The following is a 26,207-nucleotide window of genomic DNA, read 5'->3' on the forward strand; positions in this document are numbered from 1 at the left end:
CCCGGTCGGCATTTTTCTGCCGTGCATCTGCGATCGCTTCGCTTATGCAGATCGGACGAGGGGTCATCCCGGCCGGCGCGCCCTCCCGCGTCGCCGGGTCTTCGAGAGTGTCGGACGGTCGGCATGGTGCTGCATCGCAGGACGTTGCTCACGGGCGCGGCCGCCCTCGCCGTCGCGCCGGAGGCCGTGGCGCAACCGGTCGTCCCGCCGGCCGGGGATCCGCCCCTCGGGCACGATGCGCCGCCGCGGACCGCCCCCGGTTCCACCCTGGAGGTGTTGCGCCTCTGGCCCGGCAAGCCGCCGGGAGGAGGGGGGCCGAACCCCGAGGGCCCGCGCTTCGACGAGAGCCGCGAAGGGGTCGTCACCGGCGTGGTCGAGCCCTGCCTGCTGGTGATGCGCCCGGCCAGGCCCACCGGCAGCGCGATGGTGATCGCCGCCGGCGGCGGCTACCGCCGCATCGATCTCGGTCACGAGGCGGTGCCGGTCGGGCTCTGGCTCAACGGCCTCGGCGTCACCGCCTTCGCGCTGGTCTATCGTCTCCCGGGCGAGGGCTGGGCGGCGGGCGCCGACGCGCCGATCCAGGATGCCATGCGGGCGGTGCGGCTGGCCCGCGCCCGGGCCCGCCGCTACGGCTACGAGCCGAACCGGATCGGCGTGATGGGGTTCTCCGCCGGCGGCCACCTGATGGGCTCGGCCAGCACCCGCTTCGCCTCGCCGCTCTACGCGGCCGTGGACGAGGACGACGCGCTCTCGGCCCGGCCCGACGTCGCGGCGCTGATCTACCCGGTCATCACCCTGAAGCCCCCCTTCGACCGTACCTCGAGCCGCCGCGTCCTCGTCGGCGACAGCCCGACCCGCGTGGCCACCGAGGCCTATTCGGTCGAGACCCGCGTGCCGCCCGAGACTCCGCCGACCTTCCTGGCCCAAGCCGCCGACGACCCGATCGCCGTCGTCGAGAATTCGCTGCTGATGTTCTCCGCCCTGCGGGCCGTCGAGGTGCCGGTGGAAATGCACCTGTTCGAGCGCGGCGGCCACGGCTTCAACCTCGGCGTGCCGGGCTCCCCGGCCGCGGCCTGGCCGGGGCTGTTCGCCACCTGGGCGCGGCGGCGCGGGTTCATCCGCGCCTGAGACACCGGAATTTCGAACTCCGGCGCCATGGCGGTTACGACATCGCCATACCGCTCCTTCCAATCTCGATTGACACGCCCTCCGGCCGCGCCGCATCATCCCGGCCGTGAGCGAGCTGCCCCCCGACCCGAACCTCTCCGCCCCCCTCGGCCACCTGGAGGGCGATTCCCCGCCGGCCCCCGACTGGTTCCGGGATGCGGTCGCGGTCGCGCCGGAGGTCGGGCGCGTCACGGTGAAGGGCGCCCGCCTTGAGACCTTCGCGTGGGGGCCGCGCGGCCGGCCGGGGCTGATGCTGCTGCACGGCAACGGCGCGCATGCCGGCTGGTGGCGCTTCGTCGCGCCGTTCCTCGCCGGGCCGTACCGCGTCGCCGCCCTGTCCTGGTCGGGCATGGGCGGATCGGACTGGCGGGAGTCCTACGACCTCGACACCTTCGCCGACGAGATCGAGGCGGTGGCCGGGGAGACGGGCCTGTTCGCCGCCGGCCCGCCCGTGATGGTCGGCCATTCCTTCGGTTGCTTCCCGATGCTGACCGAGGCGGGGCGCGAGGCCGGACGCTGGCGCGGCGCGGTGATCGTCGACCCGCCGATCTTTTCCCCCGAGCGCCGCACCGGGCGCCGGCGCGAGGACGGGCGCTTCGCCCCGCACCGGATCTACCCGACCCTGGAGGCGGCGCTGGCGCGGTTCCGCTTCGCGCCGATGCAGCCCTGCGAGGCGCTCTACATCGCCGACCTGATCGCGCGGGAATCGCTCAAGGAGGTCCCCGGCGGCTGGAGCTGGCGCTTCGATCCCTCGCTCTGGGCCCGCCTCGTCCTGCCGGACCGGGCCGCGATGGTGAGGGAGGCCCGCTGCCCGCTCGCCCTCGTCACCGGCGACCGCTCCGACCTGATGCGGCCCGCCGACGCGGCCTACGTCCAGGGCCTGCTGCCGCCGGGCTCGCCCCGCATCGACCTGCCGGAGGCCTACCACCACGTCATGGTCGACCAGCCGCTCGCCTTCGTGGCGGCCCTGCGCGCCCTGCTGGCGGTCTGGCCGCCATGAAAACCTGGCCTCAATGAGAACCTGACCTCGATGAGAACCTGGCCGGCATGAAAAAAGGGCGGCCCCGCCCGGGGCCGCCCTCTCGAATCCTGGCGTCACGCGCGAGGCGTCAGAAGCAGCGGCGCACCTTGCGCACCACGACCCGGCCGAAGGGCCCGCGGGTCCGGGTCACCTTGACCACGCAGCGGGGGCCGCGGCGCACCACCCGGCGGGTGACGTACTGCGCCTGCTCGACCGAGACGGCCGGCGCGACGGTGCCGCCGGGGGCGACCGGCAGGGCCGAGGCCGGCGCGAGGCTCAGGCCGGTGGCGAGGGTGGCGGCGATCCCGAGGACGATGGCTCGCATGGCGAGTCTCCTTGTCTGGTGGGTTGGGGGCGCCTCCCTCGCCGTTAGCGCATGAACGTCCGGTTAATGCCGTGGATGCACCGGGGCCCCGCTCGCGCGACGCGTTGCGCGCGGGGCGGCCCTCGTCTAACTCATCGTCCCATGACGACCGAGCACGACAAGATCCTCATCATCGACTTCGGCAGCCAGGTGACCCAGCTCATCGCCCGACGGGTGCGTGAGGAGGGCGTCTACTCCGAGATCGTCCCGTTCCAGGCGGCCGAGGCGGCCTTCGCGGCGATGAAGCCGAAGGCGGTGATCCTGTCGGGCGGGCCGGAATCGGTCACGGTCGAATCCTCGCCGCGGGCGCCGCAGGGCGTGTTCGAGGCCGGCGTGCCGGTGCTCGGCATCTGCTACGGCGAGCAGACGATGGCGGCCCAGCTCGGCGGCGAGGTCGAGGGCGGGCACCATGCCGAGTTCGGCCGGGCCGAGGTCGAGATCATCGCCGACAGCGCGCTGTTTCGCGGCGTCTGGCATGTCGGCGAGAAATATCCGGTCTGGATGAGCCACGGCGATCGGGTGACGAAGCTGCCCGACGGCTTCACCACCGTGGCGATCTCCCCCAACGCGCCCTTCGCGGCGGTGGCCGACGAGGCGCGAAAGTTCTACGCGGTGCAGTTCCACCCCGAGGTGGCCCACACCCCGCACGGCGCGCTCCTCATCCGCAACTTCGTGCGCGACATCGCCGGCTGCACCGGCGACTGGTCGATGGCCGCCTTCCGCGAGGAAGCGATCGAGCGGATCCGCGCCCAGGTCGGCAGCGCCAAGGTTTTGTGCGGCCTCTCCGGCGGCGTCGATTCGGCGGTGGCCGCGGTGCTGATCCACGAGGCGATCGGCGAGCAGGTCACCTGCGTCTTCGTCGATCACGGCCTGCTGCGCCAGGGCGAGGCCGAGGAGGTGGTGCGCCTGTTTCGCGACCACTACAACATCCCGCTCGTCCACGTGGAGGCCTCCGACCTGTTCCTCGGCGAGCTCGCCGGGGTCACCGACCCGGAGGTCAAGCGCAAGACGATCGGGCGCCTGTTCATCGACGTGTTCGAGGCCGAGGCCAAGAAGATCGGCGGCGCCGACTTCCTGGCGCAGGGCACGCTCTACCCCGACGTGATCGAGAGCGTGTCGTTCACCGGCGGCCCGTCGGTGACGATCAAGAGCCACCACAATGTCGGCGGCCTGCCCGCCCGCATGAACATGAAGCTCGTCGAGCCCCTGCGCGAGCTGTTCAAGGACGAGGTGCGGGTGCTCGGGCGCGAGCTCGGCCTGCCCGAGGCCTTCGTCGGCCGCCACCCCTTCCCGGGCCCGGGCCTCGCCATCCGCTGCCCCGGCGAGATCACGGGCGAGAAGCTCGACGCGTTGCGCAAGGCCGATGCGATCTACCTGGAGGAGATCCGCAAGGCCGGGCTCTACGACACGATCTGGCAGGCCTTCGCGGTGATCCTGCCGGTCAAGACGGTGGGCGTGATGGGCGACGGGCGCACCTACGACCACGTCTGCGCGCTGCGCGCCGTCACCTCGGTCGACGGCATGACGGCGGACTTCTATCCCTTCGACATGGCGTTCCTGGGCCGGGTCGCGACCCGGATCATCAACGAGGTCAAGGGCATCAACCGGGTGACCTACGACATCACGTCGAAGCCGCCCGGCACGATCGAGTGGGAGTGATCCGGCCCCGGACGGATCCGGTCTCGACCGTCGGTTGACCCGCCGGACTTAACATCGACGGCAGGGTTAGGTCGTCAAAGCGACTCAACGTCCACGACCAAATCGCCTAACCTGTCGCATCGGTGTCGTGGGCAACGGAGCCCGGGCACCGCGCGACGGAGCGAGTGACGATGCGGAGCGAGGCGAGCGCGGCGATGGCGGTCGAGACCGACGAGCCGATGACGGCCCCCGCCCTCCACGATGCCTATTCCAGCCTCGTCTGGGGCGCGGCCGACCAGGCCCTGTGCCTCCTCGATACGAACGGGCGGGTCGCGGCCTGGAATCCCGGCGCCGAGCGGCTGACCGGCTATCCGGCGGCGGAGGTCCTCGGGCGCCGCTTCGCCTATGGCGACGCGCCGGACGGGGAGGGGGCTGCCGCCCTCGCCGCCGCCCGCGAGAGCGGGCGCTACGAGGCCGAGGGCTGGTGGCCGCGGCGCGACGGCAGCCGCTTTCGCGCCCACACCGTCATCGCGGCGATCCACGACGGGGCGCGGCTCTCCGGCTACGCCCAGACCATCCGCGAGGTGCCGGCGCGGCGCGAGGGAAGCGACGAGATCGAGGCGGTCGCCCTGATCCTCGACCTCGCCCTCTCGACCATGTCGCAGGGCCTGTGCCTGTTCGACGCCGACCGGAAGGTGCGGCTTCTCAACCAGCGCTTCCACCAGATGTTTCCCGCCCCCGGGCGCGATCTCGTCGGCGCCCCGATCGAGGCGATCTGGGCGCTCGCCTTCGGCGGGCCCGAGGCCGGGCTCTGGCAGGGGGCGGCCCTGCTCGCCGGGCACCGGGGGTCGTTCGGCAACGGCGAGACGGTCGTGGTGGCGACCCCGGACGACCGGGCGATCGCGCTGGTGCGGCGGGAGGTCCCGGGCGGGGCCTTCGTCGTCACCTTCGAGGACGTGACGCGCCAGCGCCGGGCCGAGGAGGAGATCAACCGGCTCGCCCACCACGACGCCCTGACCGGCCTGCCGAACCGGGCGATGCTGTGGCGCCGCCTGCGCGAGAGCGCCGCCGAGGGCGCCCTGCCGGCCGGCACCGCGCTCCTCTTCCTCGACCTCGACGGCTTCAAGGCGGTCAACGACGAACTCGGGCATCAGGCCGGCGACGCGCTCCTGCGCCAGCTCGCCGACCGTCTCCGCGGGGCGCTGCCGGAGCCGGGCCTCGCCGCCCGGTTCGGCGGCGACGAGTTCGCGCTGCTGCTGCCGGGTGGGGCCGGCGAGCTGGCGGTGCCGCTGGCCGAGCGTCTGCTGATCGAGCTCGGCCGCCCCTACGACATCGAGGGCCAGCCGGCGCGTCAGGTCACCGCCAGCATCGGCATCGCGCTCGCCGACGGCACGGCGACGCCGGACGCCATGCTGCGCCAGGCCGATTGCGCGCTCTACGCCGCCAAGGGCGCCGGCAAGGCCGCCTGGCGCCTGTTCACCCGCCGGCTCGAGACCGAGCGCAGCGACGAGATGCGCCTCGAGCGCGACCTGCGCCAGGCGATCGCCGCGGGCCAGCTCGCCGTCGCCTACCAGCCGATCATCGACCTGGCGCAGGGCTCGGTGAATGCCCGCGAGGCGCTGTTGCGCTGGACGCATCCCGAGCGCGGCCCGGTCTCGCCCCGGCGCTTCATCCCGATCGCCGAGAAGTCCGACCTGATCCGCGAGCTCGGCCTGTGGGTGCTCGACCAGGCCTGCCGCGCCGCCGCCGCCTGGCCGGACGAGGCGAGGCTCTGCGTCAACGTCTCGGTCTACCAGCTCGGCGACGGCAGCCTGCCGCGGGCGGTACAGGAAATCCTCAGGCAGACCGGGCTGACGCCCCGGCGCCTCGAACTGGAGATCACCGAGACGGTGCTGAGCACCACCGCCGGCGGCATCGTCGACGATCTCCGGCTCCTGCACGACATGGGGGTGAGCGTGTCGCTCGACGATTTCGGCGTCGGCTTCTCGTCGCTGGCCCGGGTCCGCGCCTTCCCGATCGACCGCATCAAGATCGACGGCTCGTTCGTGCGCGACGCGGTCGAGCGGCCGGATTGCCGGGCGATCGTCGGCATCGTCGCCGAGCTCGGCCGGCGGCTCGGCATCGAGACGGTGGCGGAGGGCGTCGAGACCCCGGCCCAGCTCGCGGTGGTGCGCGAGGAGGGCTTCACCGAGGCGCAGGGCTACCTGTTCGGTCGCGCCGTGCTGCCGGCCGCCCCGGCGGCTCGCGCCGCCGGGGCGTGAGGACCGCGCCCGGACGGGCGTGAGGCGACGCCCGCGAGGGCGTCGCCGATCCGGTCAGGAGATCGGCCCGGTGTGCTTCTCGAGGAGCGCCCAGGCGTCGTCGCCGAACTTGCCCTTCCACTCCTTGTAGAACCCGGCCGATTGCAGCTTGGCCTGGAACGCCTTGGTGTCGACGTCGCGGATGTCGAGGCCGCGGGCCTTCAGGTCCTGCTCGGTCGTGCCGGCGCGCTGGGCCATGTCGGCGCGCTGGGCCACCGCCTGGGCGTTGAAGTGCTTGGCCACCACGGTCTTCACGTCCTGCGGCAGGCCGCGCCAGATCTTGCCGTTCGACAGGAGCCAGAAGCCGTCCCACATGTGGTTGGTCTTCGAGAGGTACTTCTGCACCTCGTAGAGCTTGGCGCTGTCGATCAGGGTCAGCGGGTTCTCCTGGCCCTCGGCGATCCGGGTCTGCAGCGCCGAATAGACCTCGGCGAAGTTGATCGTCATTGGGGCGGCGTCGAACGCCTTGAACATCGAGGTCCACATCGGGCTCGGTGGGACCCGGATCTTGAAGCCCTTGAAGTCCTCCGGCTTGAGGATCGGGCGGCTCGACGAGGTGGTCTGGCGAAAGCCGTTCTCCCAGATCCGGTCGAACGCGAACAGGCCCGACTTCTCGATCTGCGCCCGGACATGGGCGCCGAGATCGCCGTCCATCGCCGGCCACAGCTTGTCGTAGGACGACCAGGCGAAGCCGACGCCGCTGATCGAGGCCGCCGGCACCAGGGTGGCGAGGATCAGCGGCGAGAGGGTGAAGAACTCCAGCGCGCCCGAGCGCAGCTGGCTCAGCATGTCGGTGTCGCCGCCGAGCTGGTTGTTGGGAAACAGCTTGATGTCGACCTTGCCGCCGGTCTCCTCGCGGATCGCGTCGGCGGCCTTGGTCATGTAGACCGTCAGCGGGTGGCTGACCGGGGTGTTGTTGGCGGCCTTGAGGCTGAACTCGGCCGCGTGCGCCTTCGTGATGCGCAGCACCGCCGGGCCCGCGACGGCGCCGGCGACGGCGAGATGCAGCGCGCGGCGGCGCGTGAGCGTGGTCATGGCGTCCTCCTGGTCGGCCCGCTTCGCCGCGAGCCCTTTGCGATTGCCCGCGTCTTCGGTCGCGCGGGTCCATCGAGGCTTAAAGCACGTTTTTTCCGGCCCGGCATCCATCGCACGGGCCTCGGGCGGCACGTTTCTCCTCCCGCGCAGGCCCGACCTTTCGCGGGCGCCGAAATGCTCTAAGGAGAGGCACCGCATCACGCGGGCGGCGCTTCGACCGGGCGCCGCGTCCCCGTCCGCCGCGCGGCCGGGCCCGAGGCGATCGGGCCGCCCGCCCGAAGGTCCGCTTTGCCGCCCGCCATGCCGCTCGTCCGCTCGATCCTGTTCACCGTCGCGTTCTACCTCGTGACCGCCGCCCTCCTGATCGGCGGCCTGCCGCTGCTCGTCAGCCGACGCAGCGTGATCTGGCTCGCCCAGACCTGGGGCCGGATCGTCCTGCGGCTGCTGCACGCCATCGTCGGCCTCAAGGTCGAGTTCCGCGGCCTCGAGCATCGCCCGGCCGGCGGCGTGCTGGTCGCCGCCAAGCACCAGTCGGCGCTGGAGACCCTGGCCCTCGTCACGGTGCTCGACGACTTCACCTACATCCTCAAGCGCGAGCTGATGTGGCTGCCGCTGTTCGGCTGGTACCTCGCCCGCAGCGAGATGGTGGCGATCGACCGCTCGAAGGGCTCCCGGGCGCTGGCGCTGATGAACGAGGAGGCCGCCGCCGCGATGGCCGACGGCCGTCGCCTGATCATCTTCCCGGAGGGGACGCGGCGCGCGGTCGGCGCGCCGCCGGCCTACAAGTTCGGCGTCGCCCACATGTACGACCGCCTCGGCGTGCCCTGCCTGCCGGTGGCGCTCAACACCGGCGTGTTCTGGGGCCGGCGCCGCCTGACCTACCGGCCCGGCACCGCCGTCATCGAGTTCCTGCCGGTGATCCCGCCGGGCCTGCCCCGCGAGACGTTCCTGCCGACCCTCCAGGAGCGGATCGAAACCGCCTCCGACGCCCTGGTGCGCGAGGCCGATCCCCGGGCCGCCGCGACGACGATCCGCGCCGCGCAGGACTGACGCGCGGCGCCTCCCGGCCGGGTCGAGCACAGCCGTAGCACCCGGGCGCACCACGCAACATGAACTCTTCGTAACCTCGCAACGGTTTTGGCCACTCGTGCATTTCATGGTCCTCACAACAGGAGGATATGATGCGTTGGAGCATGGTTGCTGGCGCCGCGATCCTGTCTCTCGGTGCCGTCGTCGGCACGGGAACGACCGCCGAGGCGCGTGACGGCTGCGGCCCCGGGTTCCACCGGAACTGGCGCGGCTGGTGCCGCCCGAACCTCGGGCCGCGGGTCTTCTACGCCCCGGTCGTCGGGTACCGCACCGTCGTCGTCGGCCCGCGCTGGGGCTACGGCTACCGTCGGGTCGGCTGGCACCGGCCCTGGGGCTACGGCGGGTACCGGCGGGTCGGCTGGCATCGCCCGTGGGGCTATGGCGGCGGCTGGCACCGCGCCGGCTGGGGCGGCGGCTGGGGCCACCACGGCTGGCATCACCGCTGGTGAATGAGGGCGGCGGCCGGGTTTTCCGGCCGCCGCGCCCCGCCGCGCCTTGAACCTCACCCGCCCGCTCTCCAGATCTTCGTCATGCTGGTCGGTCGTGCTTGACGGCCCCATAGAATCGGAACTAGGCTGGAACAAATGGCGAACAAACGAGCCCTGTCCTGGTCGGTGGCGATGCGGGACATCCAGAACGACCGCGCGAGGAGATCGGACGTGCGTGAGGAGCGCCTGAGAACGGCCACGAGCCTGCGGGGAACCCCGGCCCTGCCGCTGAGCGCCTGGCGCGGCCAGTCCGGCCGCCGCTACGTGGTGGGGATCCATGCCCTGGACGACGACCCGTCCGAGGTCGGTGACGCGGTCGTGATCGCGGTGCGCCGCGGCGGCGACGGGACCGCCGAGCTGGTGGCGGTGGCGGCCGCCGGCGAGACCCCGCGCGAGCGCCTCGCTCGCGGCTGGCTCACCCGGGCCCGCGCCCGCGGCGCGACCGAGATGCACGTCCATCGCCTGGCCGAGGACGCCGCGGCGCGCCGCGCCGTGGTGGCGGATCTCGGCGGCGCGGTCGCCTGACCCGCCCCGACGCGGGTCCTCAGTAGATCGGGCCGGACGACCAGGTCGGGCTCGAGAGCGGCAGCGGCTCAGGCAGGGCCCGGGGTTCGGCGGCCAGCGCCGGCCGCGGCGCGTGCGGCGGAGGAGAGGTGTAGGCCTGGACCGGGGCCGGTCGCGGCGCCGGGGCGCGGGCGACCTTCGACCCGGCGTCGCGGGCGCTCGTCGGCGATACGCCGTAGGGGTCGTCCTGCTCGACGTCGATCGGCGCCGGATCGGGGGCGGGTTGCCAGGCCGGCTTCCTGCGGATCGGCGAGAGGGGCGTGCCAGGGGGCGGCAGCTGCGACTCGTACTTGATCAGCGGCTTGCAGATGCGCCGCAGGCCGCGGGGATCGTGCCGGGCCAGATCGAGGTGCAGGTGGTCGTAGTGGTAGATGTTCGAGCCCGGCCCCAGCACCGTGGTGAAGTGGTTGCAGGCGCCGAGAAAGACCTCGCGCAGAAAGCCCTGCTCGGCTTCCGTGCCGCGCCAGCCGCCCTTCACCGTCACTACGTAGCCGTCGGCGAAGCGGAAGGACATCACGTCGACGGCGTTGCCGAACGAATGCTCCGAGAGCTTCGCGCCGACCTGGTTGTTGCGGCCGCGGCAGGAATACGAGCCGGAATTCATCTCGACCACCGGCTGGCCGAAATAGATCTGGGCGGCCGGCTGAACCGTGCCGGCGAGCCAGGCCTCCACCTCCGGGATGATCGGGCAGGCCAGCGTCATGCGCTGCTTGAGCGCGACGGTGCCGCCGGCGAGCCGGGTCACCCGGAACGGGTGGACCATGCCGCAGACGCCCGGCCCGTCGATCTCCTTGACCGGCTGGATGTCTTCGCTCGCACGAACGAGCTTCTGGGCGAGACAGACCTCTTCGGCCTGATTCCGCCAGGGTTCGCGCTGCTCAAATCGATTGAGCGCGCATCCGGTGAGCCCCAGGCCGAAGAGCGTGAAGGCTGAGAACGCTACGATGCCACGACGCATGGTGCGTAACATGCGCCCGATGCCGTAAACGCCCCGTCAACCGTCGCCGTCAGCCCTTGGCCCGGGATGGGGCGGTCCGCTCACGCGAACCGTTTGGCCCCCGCCACGCACAGGACCACGAGCCCCGTGACCGCGATCATCGCCGGGGCGACCGGCTCGGCGAGGAGCAGGCCGGCCAGCGCCAGGCCCAGGAACGGCTGGAGCAGCTGCAGCTGGCCCACCCCGGCGATGCCGCCGCGCGCCAGGCCACGATACCAGAACACGAAGCCGACCAGCATGCTGAACACCGAGACGTAGCTGAGCCCGAGCCAGGCCGGCACGCCGATGCCATCGAGCGCCGCCGGCCGGGTCGCCAGCGCCAGCGGCCCCATCACCGGCAGGGCCAGCACCAGGGCCCAGCAGATCACCTGCCAGCCCCCCAGACGCCGCGACAGGGCGGCGCCCTCCGCGTAGCCGAGCCCGCAGAGCAGGATCGCGGCGAGCATCAGGAGGTCGCCAGCGAGCGAGGCCGCGCCGCCCTGGACGAGCGCGAAGCCCGCCACCGCGCCGCTGCCGAGGAGCGAGAACAGCCAGAAGGCCGGCCGCGGCCGCTCGCCGCCGCGCAGGACCCCGAACAGGGCGGTGGCGAGCGGCAGGAGCCCGATGAACACGATCGAATGCGCCGAGGTGACGTGCCGGAGCGCCAGCGCCGTGAGGAGCGGGAAGCCCAGCACCACGCCGAGAGCCACGATGGCGAGCGACGGGAGGTCGCCCCGCGCCGGCCGTGCCTGCCGCAGGCCCCACAGCAGGGCCGCCCCGAGCCCGGCGGCGATCACCGCCCGGGCCGAGGTCAGGAACAGCGGCGAGAACCCGCCCACCGCCACCCGGGTCGCCGGCAGCGACCCGCTGAAGATCGCCACCCCGAGGAGCCCGCTGCCCCAGCCGTCCGCGTGCCGCTGCATGATCCGCCATCCGTTCCGCCGACGCGCCTCGTCGGGACGCCCTGTGTCGAGCGGGATGGGTATCGTCGCCCCCCTGGCCCCGGAAGGCACGGTCCCGTACGGTTGAACCGAACTGTGTGGGTCGCAACGACCGTACGGTGAGGGATGCGACAATGGAAGGCGGCCGGACGGCCGACGTGATGCGCACGATCCGCGGGCGGATCGCCGCGCGGGGGCTGGCGCCGGGCGAGCGGCTGCCCTCGATCCGCGGGCTCGCCACCAGCATGGGCGTCTCGCCCTCCACGGTGGCCGAGGCCTACGAGCGGCTGGCGGCGGAGGGGGCGGTGCGCTCGCGCCCGGGCTCGGGCTTCTACGCGGCCTCGTCCGCCCCACCTCCGACGCTGGCCGAGATCGGCCCGCGCCTCGACCGGGAGGTCGATCCGTTCTGGGTCTCGCGGCAATCCCTCGACGGCGAGCCCGACGCGCCGAAGCCCGGCTGCGGCTGGCTGCCCGCCTCGTGGATGCCGGTCGAACCCCTGCGCCGCGCCGCCCGCGGCCTCGCCCGGGCCGAGGGCGCGGTCCTGACCGATTACGGCACCACCCGGGGACCGGCCGGCCTGCGCCGTCTCCTGGCGCGGCAATTCGCCGAGGAGGGGCTGCCGGTCGGCCCGGACCGGATCCTGCTCACCGGATCGGGCACCCAGGCGGTCGACCTCGTCTGCCGCCTGCTGTTGCGCCCGGGCGATGCGGTCCTGGTGGACGATCCCTGTTACTTCAACTTCCAGGCGCTGCTGCGCGCCCACCGCGCCACCGTGATCGGCGTGCCCTGGACCGAGGCCGGGCCGGACCCGGAGCGCTTCGCGCAAGCCGCCTCGCAGAGGCCGCGCCTCTACCTCACCAACTCGGCGCTGCACAACCCGACCGGCGCCACGCTGTCGCCTGCCATCGCCCACCGGATCCTCAACGCGGCCGCCGCCCACGACGTCACCATCGTCGAGGACGACATCTTCGCCCCCCTCGAACCCGAGCCCTCGCCGCGGCTCGCCACCCTCGACGGGCTGGAGCGGGTGATCCGCATTGGCAGCTTCTCCAAGACGCTCTCGGCCTCGGTCCGCTGCGGCTACGTCGCGGCCCGCCCCGACACGATCGAGGCCCTGATCGACCTCCAGGTGGCGACGCATTTCGGCGGGGTGAGCCCGGTCGCGGCGGAACTCGTCGCCGGGGTGCTGGGCGACGGGCAGTACCGCAAGCACCTCGACGCCCTGCGCCGCCGCCTCGCCCGGGCCCGGCGCGAGACCGCCGAGCGGCTCGCCTCCCTCGGCATCCGGCCCTGGCTGATGCCGCGGGGCGGGTTCTACCTCTGGTGCGCGCTGCCCGACAGCCGCGACGCGGCGGGCGTCGCCCGGGCGGCCCTGCGCGACGGCGTGGTGCTGGCGCCGGGCGACGTGTTCAGCGTCTCGCGCACGGCCTCGGACCGGATGCGCTTCAACGTGGCGCAGATGGGAGATGGTCGGGTGATGCCGGTGCTGTCCCGCGCCCTGGCGGGGCCGGAGGCCTGAATATCGCCAGGAGAGTGGTGCGGGCGGTCGGACTCGAACCGACATATCCGTGAGGACGGCGGATTTTGAGTCCGCTGCGTCTACCAATTCCGCCACGCCCGCGCGCGGTGAAGCCCCTCTCCTCTGCCGTGCGAAGCGGGAGCGTGTCAATCCCGGGCGGTGCGGCCGCCGGCCGGGCGGTGCGGGCCGCGCGACTCCTTGCCGGGACTGTCCTTCGGTGCCGCCGTCTCCGGGGCCTGGTTGATGCCCGGCGCGATGCCCGGTGCGATCTGGTCGGCGCTCGGCGCCGTCTTCAGGTCGGGGGTGGGAAGGGTCGAGACGTCGTGCGAGCCCTTCACGGTCGTGGTGACGCCCGCCGGCGACACCGCGGAATCGTCCTTCCGCCGCGGCCCGATCCGCGCGAGGAAGTCGGTGAACACGGTGCGCAGGCGGTCGTCGTGCTCGGCATAGGCGCCGACCGAGACGGTCGCCGTCATGCCGGCGACGAGGGCGACGGTCGCCGGCACCGTATCGATGCGGATGCGCACCGGCACCCGCTGGGCGAGGCGGACCCAGGTATAGACCGGATCGACGCTCGGCAGGCCCTGCGTGCTCGCCGCGGCATTGGAGGTGCTGATGCCCCGGGTGATGCTCTCGACCCGGCCGCGGATCGGCGCGGCGTAGCCCATCAGCGCCGCGGTCGCGGGATCGCCGACCCGGATGTGATCCATCTTGGTCTCCTCGAAGTAGCCGTCGATCCAGTACGAATCGGCGTCGATGACCGAGATGTTGCGGGTGCCGGCACTCGCGTAGTCGCCGACCCGCAGGAGCAGGTTGGTGACGTAGCCGTTGACGGGGCTCCTCACCTCCGTGCGCTTCAGGTTGATCTCGGCCTGGGCGGCCTGCGCCTGGGCCGCCGCGAAGGCCGCCTCCGCCTGCTTGGCGGTGCCGGCGAATTGCTGCTTCTCCTCGATCGAGGTCGAGACCGTGGTCAGCGCCTCGCGCCGGGCGGCCTGGGCGCGCTTGACCTGAAGGTCGGCGGCGCGGTTCTCGACCTCGGCCTTCGCCGAATCGAGGGCGATCCTGAAGTCGAGCGGGTCGATCACGTAGAGCACGTCGCCCTTGCGCACGAGCTGGTTGTCGACCACCCGCAACTCGGTGATCTGGCCCGAGACCTGGGGGGCGACGCTCGCCACCTGCACCCGGACCCGGCCGTCCCGGGTCCAGGGCGCGGTGACGTAGTATTGCCAGACGACCAGGGCGGCGCCGGCGGCGAGCGCCAGCACCACGAGCGTCGCCAGGATCCGCAAGGCGCGCCGTCCCCGGGTCGTCCGCTTGACCGCCACGATTCTCTCCTCAGACCAGCACGATCAACAGCGCCAGGATGCAGACGTAGATCCCGGCTTCCGCCAGCGGCGGGTTCGCGAAGGCGCGCTCGAACCGCAGCGCCCGCAGGAGCGGGCGCAGGACCAGCAGGATCGCCAGAGCGAGCGCCGCATAGGCGACGAAGGGGGAGACCAGCACCCCGCCGACCGTCAGCTCGTGGAACATGACCTATCCGCGACCCCACAGGCCGAGGCGCCGCAGCACGCGGCCCTGCCCCTCGACGACATAGGACGCGGTGGCGAGATCGGCCACGACGCGGGTCGCGGTGCGGCGTGATTCCGTCGGGCCGGCGCGGCCGGCAGCGAGGAGCGCGGCGCCGGCCGCCCGCAACGGTCCGGCCTCGGCCGCGCGCAGGGCCGCCCGGGCCTGGCGCACCGCGCCGTCATAGGCCGGCACCTCCGCCAGCCGGTTCAGGCCGGCCTGCGCCCCGGCGGCGGCGGTGTCGAGCGCGGCGAGCGCGAAGGCGTGCCGCAGGGCGGCGCGGCGCACCGCCCCGGTGGTGCCGCCCCAGCCGGCGAACTGCACCAGCCGGTCGGCGTCGAGGTTGACGCGCTCGTCGGCCTCCTGCGGCTCGCCCGACAGCGCCTCGACCACGTCGGCCCGGGCGGCATCGAGCGACCAGCGCCGGCGCTGGGCGTTCGTCGTGGGCAGGACGATGCGGATCACCAGGAACAGGATCAGCCCGGCGACGCAGAACAGCACGCTCGACGTCAGGTAGGATTCCGCGCTGTAGGGCTGAGGGTTGGTCGGCGCCAGCACGACGGGGAAGAACACCAGCAGGATGAAGCCGAGGCTCGCGGTCTTCGGGCGCAGGCTCAGGAGGCAGGCGGTGACGATCACCGGCGCCATGGCGATGGCGAGCAGCGGGAAGCCCTGGCCGCCGTCGAGGATCAGGAACTCGACGATGCCCGCGCAGGCCGCGGCGAGCGGCATGCCCCACAGCGCGCCGGTGGCGAAGGCGACGGGATTGGGGTTGATCGAGGCGAGCGCGGCGAAGGCCGAGACCTGGAGCAGGGCCGCCGAGGTGGCGGGCCAGCCGCTGAGCACGAACAGCGCCGCGCTGATCGCGATGGTGATGACGACGCGGGCGGCGTTGCGCAGCGCGTCGGGAAAGTCGCGGTGGACGGGGAGCCGCATGTCGCGCAGCGGCGCCCGGCCGGTCTCCAGCGCGTCGATCCCGTCCTCGGCGAGCCGGTCCTGGCGCAGGAGGTCGATGGCGCGGCGCAGCCGCAGCACCGCATCCGGGTTCGCATCCTCGCGCTCGGCGAGGGCGTCGAGACGGGCGACGAGGGTCGGCAGCGCGTCCCGGTCGCCGTCGAGGCCGGCGAGCACGCTTGCCCGCAGGTCGTCCGGATCGCCGGAGCGTGCCACCGCCAGGGCGAAGGAGCGCGCGGCGGCGACCGAGGCGAACAGGGCCGCCACCGCGCTGCGGGCCCCCGCCGCCCGGTTCGCGCCGTCGTGGAACTCGGTCGCCACCACGCCGATCGCGTCGCGGGGGGCGGCCGCGAGGCGCATCGCCTCGGCCGCCGCCTCCGGTCCCGGATCGCCGTCCCGCACCGCCCGGCGGACGAGGTCGCGCACCGCCTCGCGGGCCTTGCCCATCCCGGCGCTGAGGTCGGGGAAGATGGAGGGCGCGGCGAGCGCGTCGTTGATGAAGGTGATCGCCACGATGCCTAGCGTGATCGCGGCGACCCGCTCGACCCCGGTGGCGAAGACCGATTGCGGCGCGTCGATGTTGTTGATGGCGATGATCGCCACCGTGTAGCCCGACAGCATGGCGCCGTAGGCCTTGGTGCCCTGGAGGTAGTTGGCGGTGAACACGCACAGCCCCATCCAGAGCGCGAAGGCGACCAGCATCTCGACCCGATCCTGCCCGAACAGGGCGGCGAACAGGATCGCGACCGCGAAGCCGACCAGCGTGCCGAGGAAGCGGTAGGCGGCCTTCGACAGGGCCTGCCCGCGCCGGGGCTGGGCCAGGATCGCCACCGTGACGGCGGCCGAGGACGCGCTCTCGAGCTGGAGCCAGAACCCGGCATAGAGCGCCAGCATCATGGCGAGCCAGATCCGCACGGCATAGGCCCAGGACGAGAGCGGCGGCGGCTCGATCCGGTCGAGCAGCGCGTCGATCCAGCTGCGACGCAGCGACCCCTCAGCCATCGCGTGCCGCCGATCCGGATGCAATCACCGAATACGATGTTAGGGTGGGGGTGGCCGGACGGCAACGATCCGGCGCGCGGCGCCGCGCCGCGACGGAACGAACAGTCGAGGAAGCGCCGATGAGCAAGCCTGAGATCCGCGTGGCCACGTTCGCGGGCCCGGGGGCGGAACCCGTCATCCAATCGGTGCCGTGGCCGAAGGTTCCGCGCAAGGCCGCCCTGATCAAGGTCGGCGCCTGCGGGGTCTGCGGCACCGACCAGCACATCCTCAAGGGCCATTGGCCCAAGCCCCTGCCGTGGCCGTTCACGCTCGGCCACGAGATCGGCGGCGTCATCGTCGAGAAGGGCGAGGAGTTCACCGCCGACTTCATGGAGAAGCCGCTCCAGGTCGGCTCCAAGGTGATGATCCCGCCGCTGATGCCGTGCGGGCACTGCTATTACTGCGTCCACTACCCCGAGCAGGCCAACAAGTGCCTGACGCCGGTCTATTACGGGCGCTATCTCGGCTTCGACAAGGCGCCGCACCTGTGGGGCGGCTGGGCCGAGTACGTCTATGTCGACCTCGAGATGCTGCCGGGCACCAAGGTCTACAAGCTGCCCGACGACATGTCGCTGCGCCTCGGCGCGCTCTCCGAGCCGCTGACCTCCTGCATCCGCGCCTTCAACCGGGCGACGAAGGCCGGCGGCTTCAAGTGGGGCGACACGGTGGTCATCCAGGGTTCCGGCCCGATCGGCATCCTGGCGGTGGCGGCCGCCCAGGAGATGGGGGCCGGCCGGGTGATCTGCGTCGGCGCGCCGGAGGAGCCGCGCCTCGCGCTCGCCCGCAAGTTCGGCGCCGAGGCCACCGTCGACATCACCGAGGTCACGACGCCCGAGGCCCGCATCGCGGCGGTCCGCGAGATCGTCGGCGGCTTCGGCGCCGACCTGGTGATGGATTGCTCGGGCCATCCGAGCGCGGGACCCGAGGGCATCGAGTTCCTGCGCGACGGCGGCACCTACGTGGAGATGGGCCAGTTCACCGATGCGGGGAAGATCGAGACCTCCTGGCACCGGATCTGCTCCAAGGACCTCAACGTGCTCGGCTCCTGGGCCTTCACCGGCAACGACCTGCCGCTCGGCGTCGACATGCTCTACCGCGCCCGGGACAAGTATCCCTGGCTCGAGATGCAGACGGTCTATCCCTTCACCCAGGAAGGCGTGTCGCAGGCGGTGAAGGACGCGATGGCGATGAAGACGGTGAAATCCACCATCGTGCCGTTCCCCGAGCTCGTCGCGTGACGGAGCGTCCGCGCGCCTGACCGCATGGCGGGGCGGGCGCGAAGGCGCTAGGTCGAGGCTTCGCGATTCGTCGAACCCGGAGCCCGCGCCGTTGCGTCCCGTCCTGCTCGCCGCCCTTCTCGCCTGCGCGCCCGTGCTCGCCCACGCGCAGGCGGGTCCCCAGCCCGTCGGGCTCTGGCTCACGCCCGCAGGCGATTCGCAGATCCGCATCGCCCGCTGCGGCGCGGGCTATTGCGGCACGATCGCCAAGGTGATGGCCGGCGAGACCAGGGACATCCACAACCCGGATGCGAGCCAGCGCGGCCGCAGCCTCGTTGGCGTCGCGCTGACCCGGGACATGCGCCCGTCTGGAGAAGGCTGGGAGGGCTCGCTCTACAATTTTCGCGACGGCAAGACCTATTCGGGCAAGCTCGCCATGAAGGGGCCGAACGTGCTCGAACTGTCGGGCTGCGTGCTGGGCGGGCTGATCTGCAAGAAGCAGCTCTGGACGCGGGTGGATTAGAGCATCTTCCGACGAAGTGGATGCCGGCATGCAGGCGTTCCGAGAGGCTCGCCCCTTTCCCGGATCTCCTTCCGCTTCGCTTCAGTCGTGCAGGCCCGTACCGGGCCCGGAAAGGGGTTGGCCGACGATGGGCCAGGGAGCTTGGCGGCCCCCCCGCCCCGTATCGTGTACTGTGTTGCAACGCGATCGTGACGCTTTCTAGCGGGCCACCCGCCTCTCGGTCAGGCCGTGCGCGCCAGCGCCTTGCGCACCCGGCCGACCAGCGCCCAGAGGCGCGGATCGCGCTTGATCCGCCGCTTGAGGCGGGCGCCGGCCTCGGCGGCCGCGCCGTAGGCCCGGCCGCGCAGGCTCACCGGCAGCACCGCGTCGACGAGGCCGATCGTCTCGTCGCAGACGCTCGCCTTGTAGCGCGCCTCGCCGACGCCGAGGTCGAGGGCGGTCCGCCCGCGGGCGCACTGGTCGCGGATCAGGGCCTGGAGCAGCAGGTCGCCGGGGCTGAACCGGGCGAGCGCCGGGTCGGGATCGAACGAGGTCAGCATGCCGCTGAACCGCAGCGCATCGACGGCGCCGACAAAGGTCGCGAGGATGCGCCCGTCCTGCGTGCGCAGGGCGTGCAGCTCCAGGGCCCCGGACCGGTGCGCCGCCGTGAGGAAGTCGCGGGCCGCCGGATCGGCGAAGGGATCGGCGATGCCGGCCTGCGCGAAGCGCAGCGCCTTCTGGGCGAGATAGGCCGACAGGATCGCGGCGCCCTCCTCGTCGTCCGCCGCGACTCGATGCGCCACCGGGCCGAGCGCTCCGGTGAGCCACTTCTCCTTCTGGCGCAGCTTGCGCCGCGCGTCGCCGCTCATCACCCGCTTGAGCACCGCCTCGGGATCGGCCTCCAGCGCCAGGCCGTAGGCGTCGCTCGGCGAGGCGGTGCCCTGGGCGAGCGGGTTCGGCAGGCCGTTCCACAGGCGCGGCTGGTCCGGCAGGTGGATCACGTCGATCCCTGCCTGGGCGCCGGCGCGGAGCAGGGCCCGGGCGTAGGCCTCGGGCGGCAGGGCCATCGCCTCGGGGTGGGCGAAGAGCGGCATGTGGTAGTTGGCGTGCCGGCCGCCGATCACCCGGCCGACCCGGATGCCGGCCTCGCGGTGCACGAACAGCGGCAGCAGCGCCAGCGGCCGCCCCGAGGAGTCGCGCAGCAGGACGGGGCAGGGGCGGGCGCCCCGCGGCAGGATGCGGGCGCAGGCCGCCACCCAGTCGAAGCGCTGGTAGGGCGTCATCACGGCGCCGGGCGTCGTCTCGAGGGCGCGCCAGGTCGCCTCGGCGGCCGCGAGGCTCGAGAAGACCTCGGGCACCAGTGCGAGGGCCGGCGCCGGACCGGCCGCCACGCCCTCCGCCGCGAGTTGCATCGTGCCGCCCATCGCCCCGCCCTCGATCGCCTCACCGATGGCCTAGCGGGCAAGCGTGCAGAATCCGCAAACGCCGTAACGAAGCTTTGGCCGATCGCCGGCATTCTCCCCGGCATGCTCACCGCCGCCACCCGCCACCGCCTGTTCCAGGCCGGTTTCGCCACCATCGCGGCGACCGGGGCCGACCGCTGGCTTGCCCCGGCGACCCGCGGCCGCGGGGTGATCCTGACCTTCCACCACGTCCGCCCGGACGAGGGGGGGGCCTACGCGCCGAACCAGCTGCTCTCGATCACCCCGGCCTTCCTCGACCGGACGCTCACGCTGCTGCGGGAGCGGGGCTTCGCGGTGGTCCCGCTGGCGGAGGTGCCGCGGCGCCTGTCCGAGGGCGGGCCGCCCTTCGCGGTCCTGACCTTCGACGACGGCTACCGCGACAACCGGGAGCACGCCGCCCCGGTCCTGCGCCGGCACGGCGCACCCTGGACCCTCTACGTCACCCACGACTTTGCCACCGGGACCGGCCGGCTGTGGTGGATCGAGCTGGAGCGGGCGATCCGGGGTCTCACCCGGGTGCGGTTGCCGGAGGTCGGGCTCGACCTGACGGCCGCGGACGACGCGCAGAAGGTCGCCGCCTTCGCGCAGGCCTACCGGGCGCTCCGGGCCGGGCCCGAGGAGGGGTTGCGCGCCGCGACCCTGCGGCTCTGCGGCGAGGCCGGCATCGATGCGGGCGCCATCGCCCGGGAGCTGTGCCTGTCGGGGGGCGAGCTGCGGGATCTCGCCCGGGACGAGCCGGTGACGCTCGCCGCCCATACCCTGACGCATCCGATGCTCGCCAAGCACGACGCGGCGACCGCGCGCCGCGAGATCGTCGAGGGCCGGGCGCGTCTCGCCGACCTTCTCGGCGCGGTGCCGGAGCACTTTTCCTACCCGGTCGGCGATCCGGGCTCGGCGGGCGCGCGGGAATTCGCGCTCGCCCGCGAGGCGGGCTACGTCACCGCCGTGACGACCCGGCCCGGCCACCTGTTTCCCGGGCACGCCGCCCATCTGCATGCGCTGCCGCGGGTCTCGGTCAACGGCCTCTTTCAGACCGATGCGGCGTTGCGCGCCCTGCTCTCGGGCGTGCCGTTCCTGGCCTGGAACCGCGGCCGGCGGCTCAACGTGGCGTAAGGCACCGGGTCAGCGGTGGCGCCGGCGTCGGTAATGGCGGCTCCCGCCGCCGCTGATGACCGCGAAGGTCGCGCTCTGGCGGCCGCCGCGCAGGCGCCGGGTCCAGCCGCGCCGGCCGCGCGGGGCCGGCTCGGCCGCCGCCTCGGCGAGCGCCGGCGGCAGGGGCAGGCGCGGGATCGCCGCGGAGACCGCGGCGGCGGCCGCCGCCACGTTCTTCGCCGCCGGGCCGAACAGCGACAGGCACTGGTTGTAGGCGAGGTCGCCCTTGATGCGCTCGCACTCGCCGACGGAGCGCGGGACGCCCTGCGCCTGCGCGGCGCCGGAACCGAGGCAGAGGGGGCCGAGAAGGAGGAACGCGAGCGCGTGGCGCATGGGCCTGGGGCTGCCTTGCGGGTTCGAGCGGGGAGGCACGGGGCGCGGGCGGGCGCGGGCCGTGGGGAATTGCCGCCGTCCCTGGCAGGCATTTTGGGCGAAAAGCCGGCCTGAACCACCCGGTTCGTGAAGAAGTCCTCAGGCCGGATCGCGGTCGGGGCGCTCCATCCAGCGGATCAGCGGCATCAGCGGGAAGATCCAGGCGATGCCGAGGATCGCGTACAGCACCGACTGCACCACCGCCGGCGTCTCGGCGATGCGGCTGTCGGCGAGCGCCATGGCGAGGGGCGCATAGACGATCACGAAGGCGATCATCGCGATCGCCCCGAGGAGGGAGCGGGTACGGCGGCGCATGGGCGGGCAACCTGTGGCGTCTGGCGGATCGTGGGCCTTCGCCTACGCGAGGGCCCGGCCCGCCGCAATCCGGCCGGCCGACGCAGGCGGGAGGCGTCGGGCGCGGCCGGGGCGCGTCACCCCGCCCGCGAGAGCGGCGCCGCCGCGTCGTTGCCGGTCCGGGCCGCGGCGAGGAGCCCGGCGCTGCGGCTCCGCCAGTCCGCGATCGCCCGCGCCTTGACCGGGCCGAAGCCGCGGATCGCCTGCGGGGCGGCGAGGAGGTCGCGCACGATGTCCGCATCCGCCCGGCCCACGAGGGCGAGCGCCGCGTCGATCTGCGCCTCGTACTCGGCGAGCACCGCCCGCTCCTCGCGCCGCTCGGCGATCAGCCGCAGGGGATCGAGCGGCGTGCCGCGCAGGCCCTTGAGACGGGCGAGCCCGCGCAGGACCGGCAGCAGCCAAGGTCCGAAGGCGATCTTGCGCGGCTCGCTCTCGCCCGGCCGGGGGCGGGCGAGGAACGGCGGGGCGAGGTGGAAGGTCGGCCGCACCGGGCCCTCGAACTCGTCCGCCAGCCGGGCGTGGAAGGCCGGATCGGACTGGAGCCGCGCGACCTCGTACTCGTCCTTGATCGCCATCAGCTTGAACAGCGAGCGGGCGACGGCGTCCGCCGCCGCCTCGCCGGCCCGCGCCCGCACCGTCGCGACCCGGGCGCGGTAGCGCGCCGCGTAGGCCGCGTCCTGGTACTTAGCGAGGTAGGCGGCGCGACGCGCCACCAGGCCGTCGAGGTCCGGTTCCGGCTCCGGCTCCGTCACGCCTTGCGCGGCGACGAAGGCCGGGTCGGCGGCGACGAGCCGGCCCCAGGCGAGGGCGAGGCGGTTGCCCGCCACCGCGACGCCGTTCAGCGTCACCGCCCGGTCGAGGGCGGCGAGCGAGACCGGCACCAGCCCGCATTGCCAGGCAAAGCCCAGGAGCAGCACGTTGGCCGCTTGCGCGTCGCCGACGAGCCGCTCGGCCAGCGCCTGCGCGTCGAGGCTCCTCAGCGCTCCCGGGCCGACCCGGCGGGCGAGCAGCGCTTCGAGCATCCGCGTGTCGATGCGGGCATCGGGGTCCCGCAGGGTCGCGCCGGTCGGGATCTCGTGGGTGTTGGCGACGATGCGGGTGCGGGCGGGGTCGATCACCGCCGCGGCGTCGGCGCTCGCCGCCACCACGAGGTCGCAGGCCAGCACCGCATCGGCGCGGCCGCGGTCGATCCGCACCTGATGCAGCCCGGCCGGATCCGCGGCGAGGCGCACGAAGGACAGCACCTGCCCGCCCTTCTGGGCAAAGCCCATGAAGTCGAGCACGCTGGCGCCGCGCCCCTCGAGATGGGCCGCCATGGCGACGAGGGCGCCGACCGTGACGACACCGGTGCCGCCGACGCCGGCGACCAGGATCTCGTAGGGTTCGGGGCCGAGGGCCACGTCGGGCTCGGGCAAGGCGGCGGCCCGGGCCGCGACGGCCTCGGGGGTGATCGCCACGCCCGCGCGGCGGCGGGGCTTTGCGCCCTCCAGCGTCACGAAGGACGGGCAGAAGCCCTTGAGGCAGGACAGGTCGCTGTTGCAGCCGGTCTGGTCGATCGCGCGCTTGACGCCGAACTCGGTCTCGAGCGGCACGACCGAGAGGCAGTTCGACTTCTTCTGGCAGTCGCCGCAGCCCTCGCAGACGAGGGGGTTGATGACGGCACGCCGCGCCGGCTGGGGCGCGAGGCCGCGCTTGCGCCGCCGCCGCGCTTCCGTGGCGCAGGTCTGGTCGTAGACGAGCACGGTCACGCCCGGGGTCTCGCGCAACTCGCGCTGCACCGCGTCAAGGTTGTCGCGGTGATGGAGCGTGACCCCGGGTCCGAGAGGATCGCGGGCGGCGGCCTGCGCCACCCGGTCGGGATCGTCCGACACCACCACGACGCGGGCCGCGCCCTCGGCGCTCACCAGGCGGGTGATCTGCGGCACGCTCAGCACCCCGTCGACCGGCTGGCCGCCGGTCATCGCCACCGCGTCGTTGTAGAGGATCTTGTAGGTGATGTTGACGCCGCTCGCGATCGCCTGCCGGATCGCGACGTGGCCGGAATGGAAATAGGTCCCGTCGCCGAGATTCTGGAACACGTGCGCCTGGCGGGTGAACGGCGCCTGTCCGGTCCAGTCGACCCCCTCGGCCCCCATCGGCACGATGCCGGTGGTGTCGCGCTCCATCCAGTTCGCCATGAAGTGGCAGCCGATGCCGGCGCGGGCCTGCGAGCCCTCCGGTACCCGGGTCGAGGTGTTGTGCGGGCAGCCGGAGCAGAAATACGGGGTGCGCACCGGGAGTTTTTCGGTCGCCGACGGGACGGGCGTCGCCTGCGGGACCCGCGCCGCTACCCCGAGGGCGTCGAGGCGCGCCGCCAGGATCGCGGTCAGGCGCGAGGGCCGCAATTCCTCGACCTCCGGCACCAGGGGCGAACCGGCGCCGTCGTGCTTGCCGAGGATGCGCGGCCGGCGCTCGGGGGCGAGGTCGTAGAGCCCGTCGCGCAGCTGGCGCTCGACCAGAGGCGCCTTCTCCTCGACCACCAGCACGGTCTCGACCCCGGCGGCGATGCCCGCGATGCCCGTGACGTCGAGGGGATGGACGAGGCCGACCTTCAGGACCGCGATGCCGTGGGCGGCGAGCGAATCCGGGCCGTGGCCGAGGAGCCGAAAGGCCTCCATCGCGTCGCCATGGGCCTTGCCGACGGTGACGACGAGGAGGCGGGGACGCTCCGGCGCCACCACCAGCCGGTCGAGGGGGTTGGCGCGGGCGAAGGTCCGGATCGCGTCGAGCTTCCTCAGCGCCCGCGCCTCGATGGCGAGGCTCGGCAGGTCGGGCCAGCGGATGTGCAGGCCGCCGGGCGGCGGGACGAAGGCGGGGGTGGTGAAGGTCGGCAGCGGCGCGAGGTCGATCGAGGCGGCGCCCTCCACCACCTCGGAGATCGCCTTGAATCCGACCCAGGCGCCGGAGAAGCGCGAGGCGGCAAAGCCCCACAGGCCGAAGGCCTCGTACTCGGCGAGGCTTGCCGGATGGATCACCGGCATGTGCCAGGCGGCGAGCGCGAGGTCGCTCTGGTGCGACATCGAGGACGAGACGCAGCCGTGGTCGTCGCCGGCGACGACCAGCACCCCGCCCTTCGCCGAGCTGCCATAGGCGTTGCCGTGCTTGAGCGCGTCGCCGGACCGGTCGACCCCCGGGCCCTTGCCGTACCAGAGGCCGAACACCCCCTCGACGGTGGCGGCCGGATCGAGGGCGACGCGCTGGCTGCCGAGCAGGGCGGCCGCCGCCAGGTCCTCGTTGATGCCGGGCTGGAAGCGGATGCCGGCCGCCGCCAGGCGTTCCTTGGCCTTCCACAATTCCTGGTCGACGGCGCCGAGCGGCGAGCCGCGATAGCCGGAGACGAGGCCGGCGGTGGCGAGCCCGTCGCGCCGGTCGATCGCGGCCTGCGCCAGCAGGAGCCGTACCAGGGCCTGCGTGCCGGTCATGTAGGCCCGGCCGACGCTCCGGTCGAAGCGGTCGTCGAGGCGGTAGGCACGGTCGAGCTCGGGCATCGGCGGGATCTCCTCGGGCACTAGCCTATGCCGCAACTTAGGGGAGAACCTGCCTGTCTGCTTCCGTTCAAGCGCTGACAGAGGTACGAAAGGACGTGAAATCGCCGTTACGGGACATGCTCATGCCTGAACGCGGAGTACCGCCGGACCGCTTCGAGCGCGCGATCCTCGACGCCCTGCAGGACGATGCCCGCCTGTCGGTGCAGGACCTGTCGCAACGGATCGGGCTTTCGACCTCGCCGACCTGGCGCCGCCTCAAGGCGCTGGAGGAGCGCGGCATCATCCGCGGCTACGTCGCCCTGGTCGATGCGGCGGCCCTCGGCCACGGCCAGTGCGTCTTCGCCCACGTGACGCTCGCCAAGCACGACCGGGAGGGGGTGGCGGAGTTCGAGCGGGTGGTCGGCGCCCGCGACGAGGTGCTCGAATGCTTCTCGACCACCGGCCAGGCCGATTACCTGCTGCGGGTCGTGGTGCGTGACGCGCAGCACTACGAGCGCTTCCTGCAGGAGGCGGTCTTCTCCTGCCCGGCGGTGCAGCAGATCCACTCGAACTTCGCCCTGCGCGAGGTGAAGTTCCGCGTAAAGGTACCGACGGGAGCGTGAGCACAAAAAAAAGAGCCCAGCCGTGAGGCCGGGCTCCGCTCCGTCCGGGGACGGAGAGTTCAGACTAGAAGCCGTTGAACTTGTAGTTCAGGCCGGCGCGGACGACCGCGAACTCGGTCTCGCGACGGTACAGGTTGGCCGGGCCGACCGACGCGACGCTCGGCGAGAACACCGAGTACTGCGTGCCGTTGGCGGTCTGGGCGAACACGCCGTTGTTGCGGTTGCCCTGGTCCAGGTTCACGTACAGGCCTTCGACCTTCAGCGTCACGGCCGACGAGCGGAAGAAGTTGAAGAACGAGTCGGTGGGCAGAGCGTACTCGACGCCGCCGCCGACGACCCAGCCGGTCTGGAAGT

The 26,207-nt window shown here is 72.9% G+C and carries 22 protein-coding genes, 1 tRNA gene and 2 pseudogenes; 12 read left to right on the forward strand and 13 right to left on the reverse strand.

Annotation, left to right across the window (positions count from 1 at the left end):
* Positions 1–123: 123 nt before the first annotated feature.
* Both BMX97_RS18775 and BMX97_RS18780 read left to right on the forward strand, forming a co-directional pair.
* Positions 124–1,128, forward strand: a complete 1,005-nt coding sequence (locus BMX97_RS18775) for an alpha/beta hydrolase (protein ID WP_091752848.1) — start codon at positions 124–126, stop codon at positions 1,126–1,128.
* A gap of 106 nt (positions 1,129–1,234) precedes the next feature.
* On the forward strand, positions 1,235–2,167 hold the full coding sequence (locus BMX97_RS18780; protein ID WP_091752849.1) for an alpha/beta fold hydrolase: 933 nt from the start codon (positions 1,235–1,237) through the stop codon (positions 2,165–2,167).
* Between the two features lie 109 nt (positions 2,168–2,276).
* Here the strand turns inward: BMX97_RS18780 and BMX97_RS18785 are convergent, their stop codons facing one another.
* A complete protein-coding gene (locus tag BMX97_RS18785) occupies positions 2,277–2,513 on the reverse strand; it encodes a hypothetical protein (RefSeq protein WP_091752850.1) in 237 nt (78 codons plus the stop codon).
* A 141-nt stretch (positions 2,514–2,654) separates the two neighbouring features.
* Between BMX97_RS18785 and guaA the strand changes: the two genes are divergently transcribed.
* Both guaA and BMX97_RS18795 read left to right on the forward strand, forming a co-directional pair.
* Complete coding sequence (guaA, locus tag BMX97_RS18790) at positions 2,655–4,211, forward strand: glutamine-hydrolyzing GMP synthase (protein ID WP_091752851.1); 1,557 nt, start codon at positions 2,655–2,657, stop codon at positions 4,209–4,211.
* 170 nt (positions 4,212–4,381) lie between these two features.
* Positions 4,382–6,451 (forward strand): putative bifunctional diguanylate cyclase/phosphodiesterase, encoded by a 2,070-nt coding sequence (locus BMX97_RS18795; protein WP_091752852.1) that lies wholly within the window; start codon positions 4,382–4,384, stop codon positions 6,449–6,451.
* A 54-nt stretch (positions 6,452–6,505) separates the two neighbouring features.
* On the opposite strand, the gene BMX97_RS18800 is transcribed toward BMX97_RS18795, so the two are convergent.
* Positions 6,506–7,525, reverse strand: a complete 1,020-nt coding sequence (locus BMX97_RS18800; RefSeq protein WP_091752853.1) for a TRAP transporter substrate-binding protein — start codon at positions 7,523–7,525, stop codon at positions 6,506–6,508.
* 300 nt (positions 7,526–7,825) lie between these two features.
* Between BMX97_RS18800 and BMX97_RS18805 the strand changes: the two genes are divergently transcribed.
* From BMX97_RS18805 to BMX97_RS18815, 3 genes are all read left to right on the forward strand, one after another.
* Complete coding sequence (locus BMX97_RS18805) at positions 7,826–8,575, forward strand: lysophospholipid acyltransferase family protein (protein WP_091752854.1); 750 nt, start codon at positions 7,826–7,828, stop codon at positions 8,573–8,575.
* A 131-nt stretch (positions 8,576–8,706) separates the two neighbouring features.
* Positions 8,707–9,063 (forward strand): GCG_CRPN prefix-to-repeats domain-containing protein, encoded by a 357-nt coding sequence (locus tag BMX97_RS18810; RefSeq protein WP_143074652.1) that lies wholly within the window; start codon positions 8,707–8,709, stop codon positions 9,061–9,063.
* 210 nt (positions 9,064–9,273) lie between these two features.
* A complete protein-coding gene (locus tag BMX97_RS18815; RefSeq protein WP_244538511.1) occupies positions 9,274–9,627 on the forward strand; it encodes a hypothetical protein in 354 nt (117 codons plus the stop codon).
* Positions 9,628–9,646: 19 nt separating this feature from the next.
* Here the strand turns inward: BMX97_RS18815 and BMX97_RS18820 are convergent, their stop codons facing one another.
* Both BMX97_RS18820 and BMX97_RS18825 read right to left on the reverse strand, forming a co-directional pair.
* Positions 9,647–10,624: an extensin-like domain-containing protein gene (locus BMX97_RS18820; RefSeq protein ID WP_091752857.1), complete on the reverse strand. Its 978-nt coding sequence runs from the start codon at positions 10,622–10,624 to the stop codon at positions 9,647–9,649.
* 80 nt (positions 10,625–10,704) lie between these two features.
* Positions 10,705–11,565 (reverse strand): DMT family transporter, encoded by an 861-nt coding sequence (locus BMX97_RS18825; RefSeq protein ID WP_091752858.1) that lies wholly within the window; start codon positions 11,563–11,565, stop codon positions 10,705–10,707.
* Positions 11,566–11,744: 179 nt separating this feature from the next.
* Between BMX97_RS18825 and BMX97_RS18830 the strand changes: the two genes are divergently transcribed.
* Complete coding sequence (locus BMX97_RS18830) at positions 11,745–13,103, forward strand: aminotransferase-like domain-containing protein (RefSeq protein ID WP_091752876.1); 1,359 nt, start codon at positions 11,745–11,747, stop codon at positions 13,101–13,103.
* 15 nt (positions 13,104–13,118) lie between these two features.
* Here BMX97_RS18830 and BMX97_RS18835 read toward each other — a convergent pair.
* From BMX97_RS18835 to BMX97_RS18850, 4 genes and pseudogenes are all read right to left on the reverse strand, one after another.
* Positions 13,119–13,205, reverse strand: a tRNA-Leu gene (locus BMX97_RS18835).
* A 350-nt stretch (positions 13,206–13,555) separates the two neighbouring features.
* A pseudogene (locus BMX97_RS18840) lies at positions 13,556–14,431 on the reverse strand (HlyD family secretion protein); the annotation flags it as partial.
* 7 nt (positions 14,432–14,438) lie between these two features.
* A complete protein-coding gene (locus BMX97_RS18845; protein WP_091752860.1) occupies positions 14,439–14,633 on the reverse strand; it encodes a DUF1656 domain-containing protein in 195 nt (64 codons plus the stop codon).
* Between the two features lie 3 nt (positions 14,634–14,636).
* The gene (locus tag BMX97_RS18850; RefSeq protein WP_091752861.1) at positions 14,637–16,625 is read right to left on the reverse strand and encodes an FUSC family protein; all 1,989 of its coding nucleotides are present in this window, start codon (positions 16,623–16,625) and stop codon (positions 14,637–14,639) included.
* 119 nt (positions 16,626–16,744) lie between these two features.
* Between BMX97_RS18850 and BMX97_RS18855 the strand changes: the two genes are divergently transcribed.
* A complete protein-coding gene (locus BMX97_RS18855) occupies positions 16,745–17,902 on the forward strand; it encodes a zinc-binding dehydrogenase (RefSeq protein WP_091752862.1) in 1,158 nt (385 codons plus the stop codon).
* Between the two features lie 91 nt (positions 17,903–17,993).
* Positions 17,994–18,404 (forward strand): DUF2147 domain-containing protein, encoded by a 411-nt coding sequence (locus BMX97_RS18860; RefSeq protein WP_091752863.1) that lies wholly within the window; start codon positions 17,994–17,996, stop codon positions 18,402–18,404.
* 221 nt (positions 18,405–18,625) lie between these two features.
* On the opposite strand, the gene BMX97_RS18865 is transcribed toward BMX97_RS18860, so the two are convergent.
* Positions 18,626–19,807, reverse strand: a complete 1,182-nt coding sequence (locus BMX97_RS18865; protein WP_244538512.1) for a GNAT family N-acetyltransferase — start codon at positions 19,805–19,807, stop codon at positions 18,626–18,628.
* Positions 19,808–19,909: 102 nt separating this feature from the next.
* Here BMX97_RS18865 and BMX97_RS18870 point away from each other — a divergent pair, with 102 nt between their 5' ends.
* Positions 19,910–20,959: a polysaccharide deacetylase family protein gene (locus BMX97_RS18870; protein WP_091752864.1), complete on the forward strand. Its 1,050-nt coding sequence runs from the start codon at positions 19,910–19,912 to the stop codon at positions 20,957–20,959.
* A gap of 9 nt (positions 20,960–20,968) precedes the next feature.
* On the opposite strand, the gene BMX97_RS18875 is transcribed toward BMX97_RS18870, so the two are convergent.
* The 3 genes from BMX97_RS18875 to BMX97_RS18885 form a co-directional block, all read right to left on the reverse strand.
* The gene (locus tag BMX97_RS18875) at positions 20,969–21,331 is read right to left on the reverse strand and encodes a hypothetical protein (protein WP_091752865.1); all 363 of its coding nucleotides are present in this window, start codon (positions 21,329–21,331) and stop codon (positions 20,969–20,971) included.
* 138 nt (positions 21,332–21,469) lie between these two features.
* Complete coding sequence (locus BMX97_RS18880; RefSeq protein ID WP_060846623.1) at positions 21,470–21,685, reverse strand: DUF2842 domain-containing protein; 216 nt, start codon at positions 21,683–21,685, stop codon at positions 21,470–21,472.
* A 116-nt stretch (positions 21,686–21,801) separates the two neighbouring features.
* Positions 21,802–25,251, reverse strand: coding sequence for an indolepyruvate ferredoxin oxidoreductase family protein (locus BMX97_RS18885; RefSeq protein ID WP_091752866.1), 3,450 nt, complete (start codon positions 25,249–25,251; stop codon positions 21,802–21,804).
* Between the two features lie 122 nt (positions 25,252–25,373).
* On the opposite strand from BMX97_RS18885, the gene BMX97_RS18890 reads away from it, so the two are divergent.
* Positions 25,374–25,853 carry an Lrp/AsnC family transcriptional regulator gene (locus tag BMX97_RS18890; RefSeq protein ID WP_091752878.1) on the forward strand — a complete coding sequence of 160 codons (480 nt, stop codon included), beginning with the start codon at positions 25,374–25,376 and terminating at the stop codon, positions 25,851–25,853.
* A gap of 64 nt (positions 25,854–25,917) precedes the next feature.
* Here BMX97_RS18890 and BMX97_RS18895 read toward each other — a convergent pair.
* Positions 25,918–26,207 (reverse strand): annotated as a pseudogene (locus tag BMX97_RS18895) (porin family protein); the annotation flags it as partial.

This window comes from Methylobacterium sp. ap11, from assembly GCF_900110515.1.
GTDB classification, from domain to species: Bacteria; Pseudomonadota; Alphaproteobacteria; order Rhizobiales; family Beijerinckiaceae; genus Methylobacterium; species Methylobacterium ajmalii.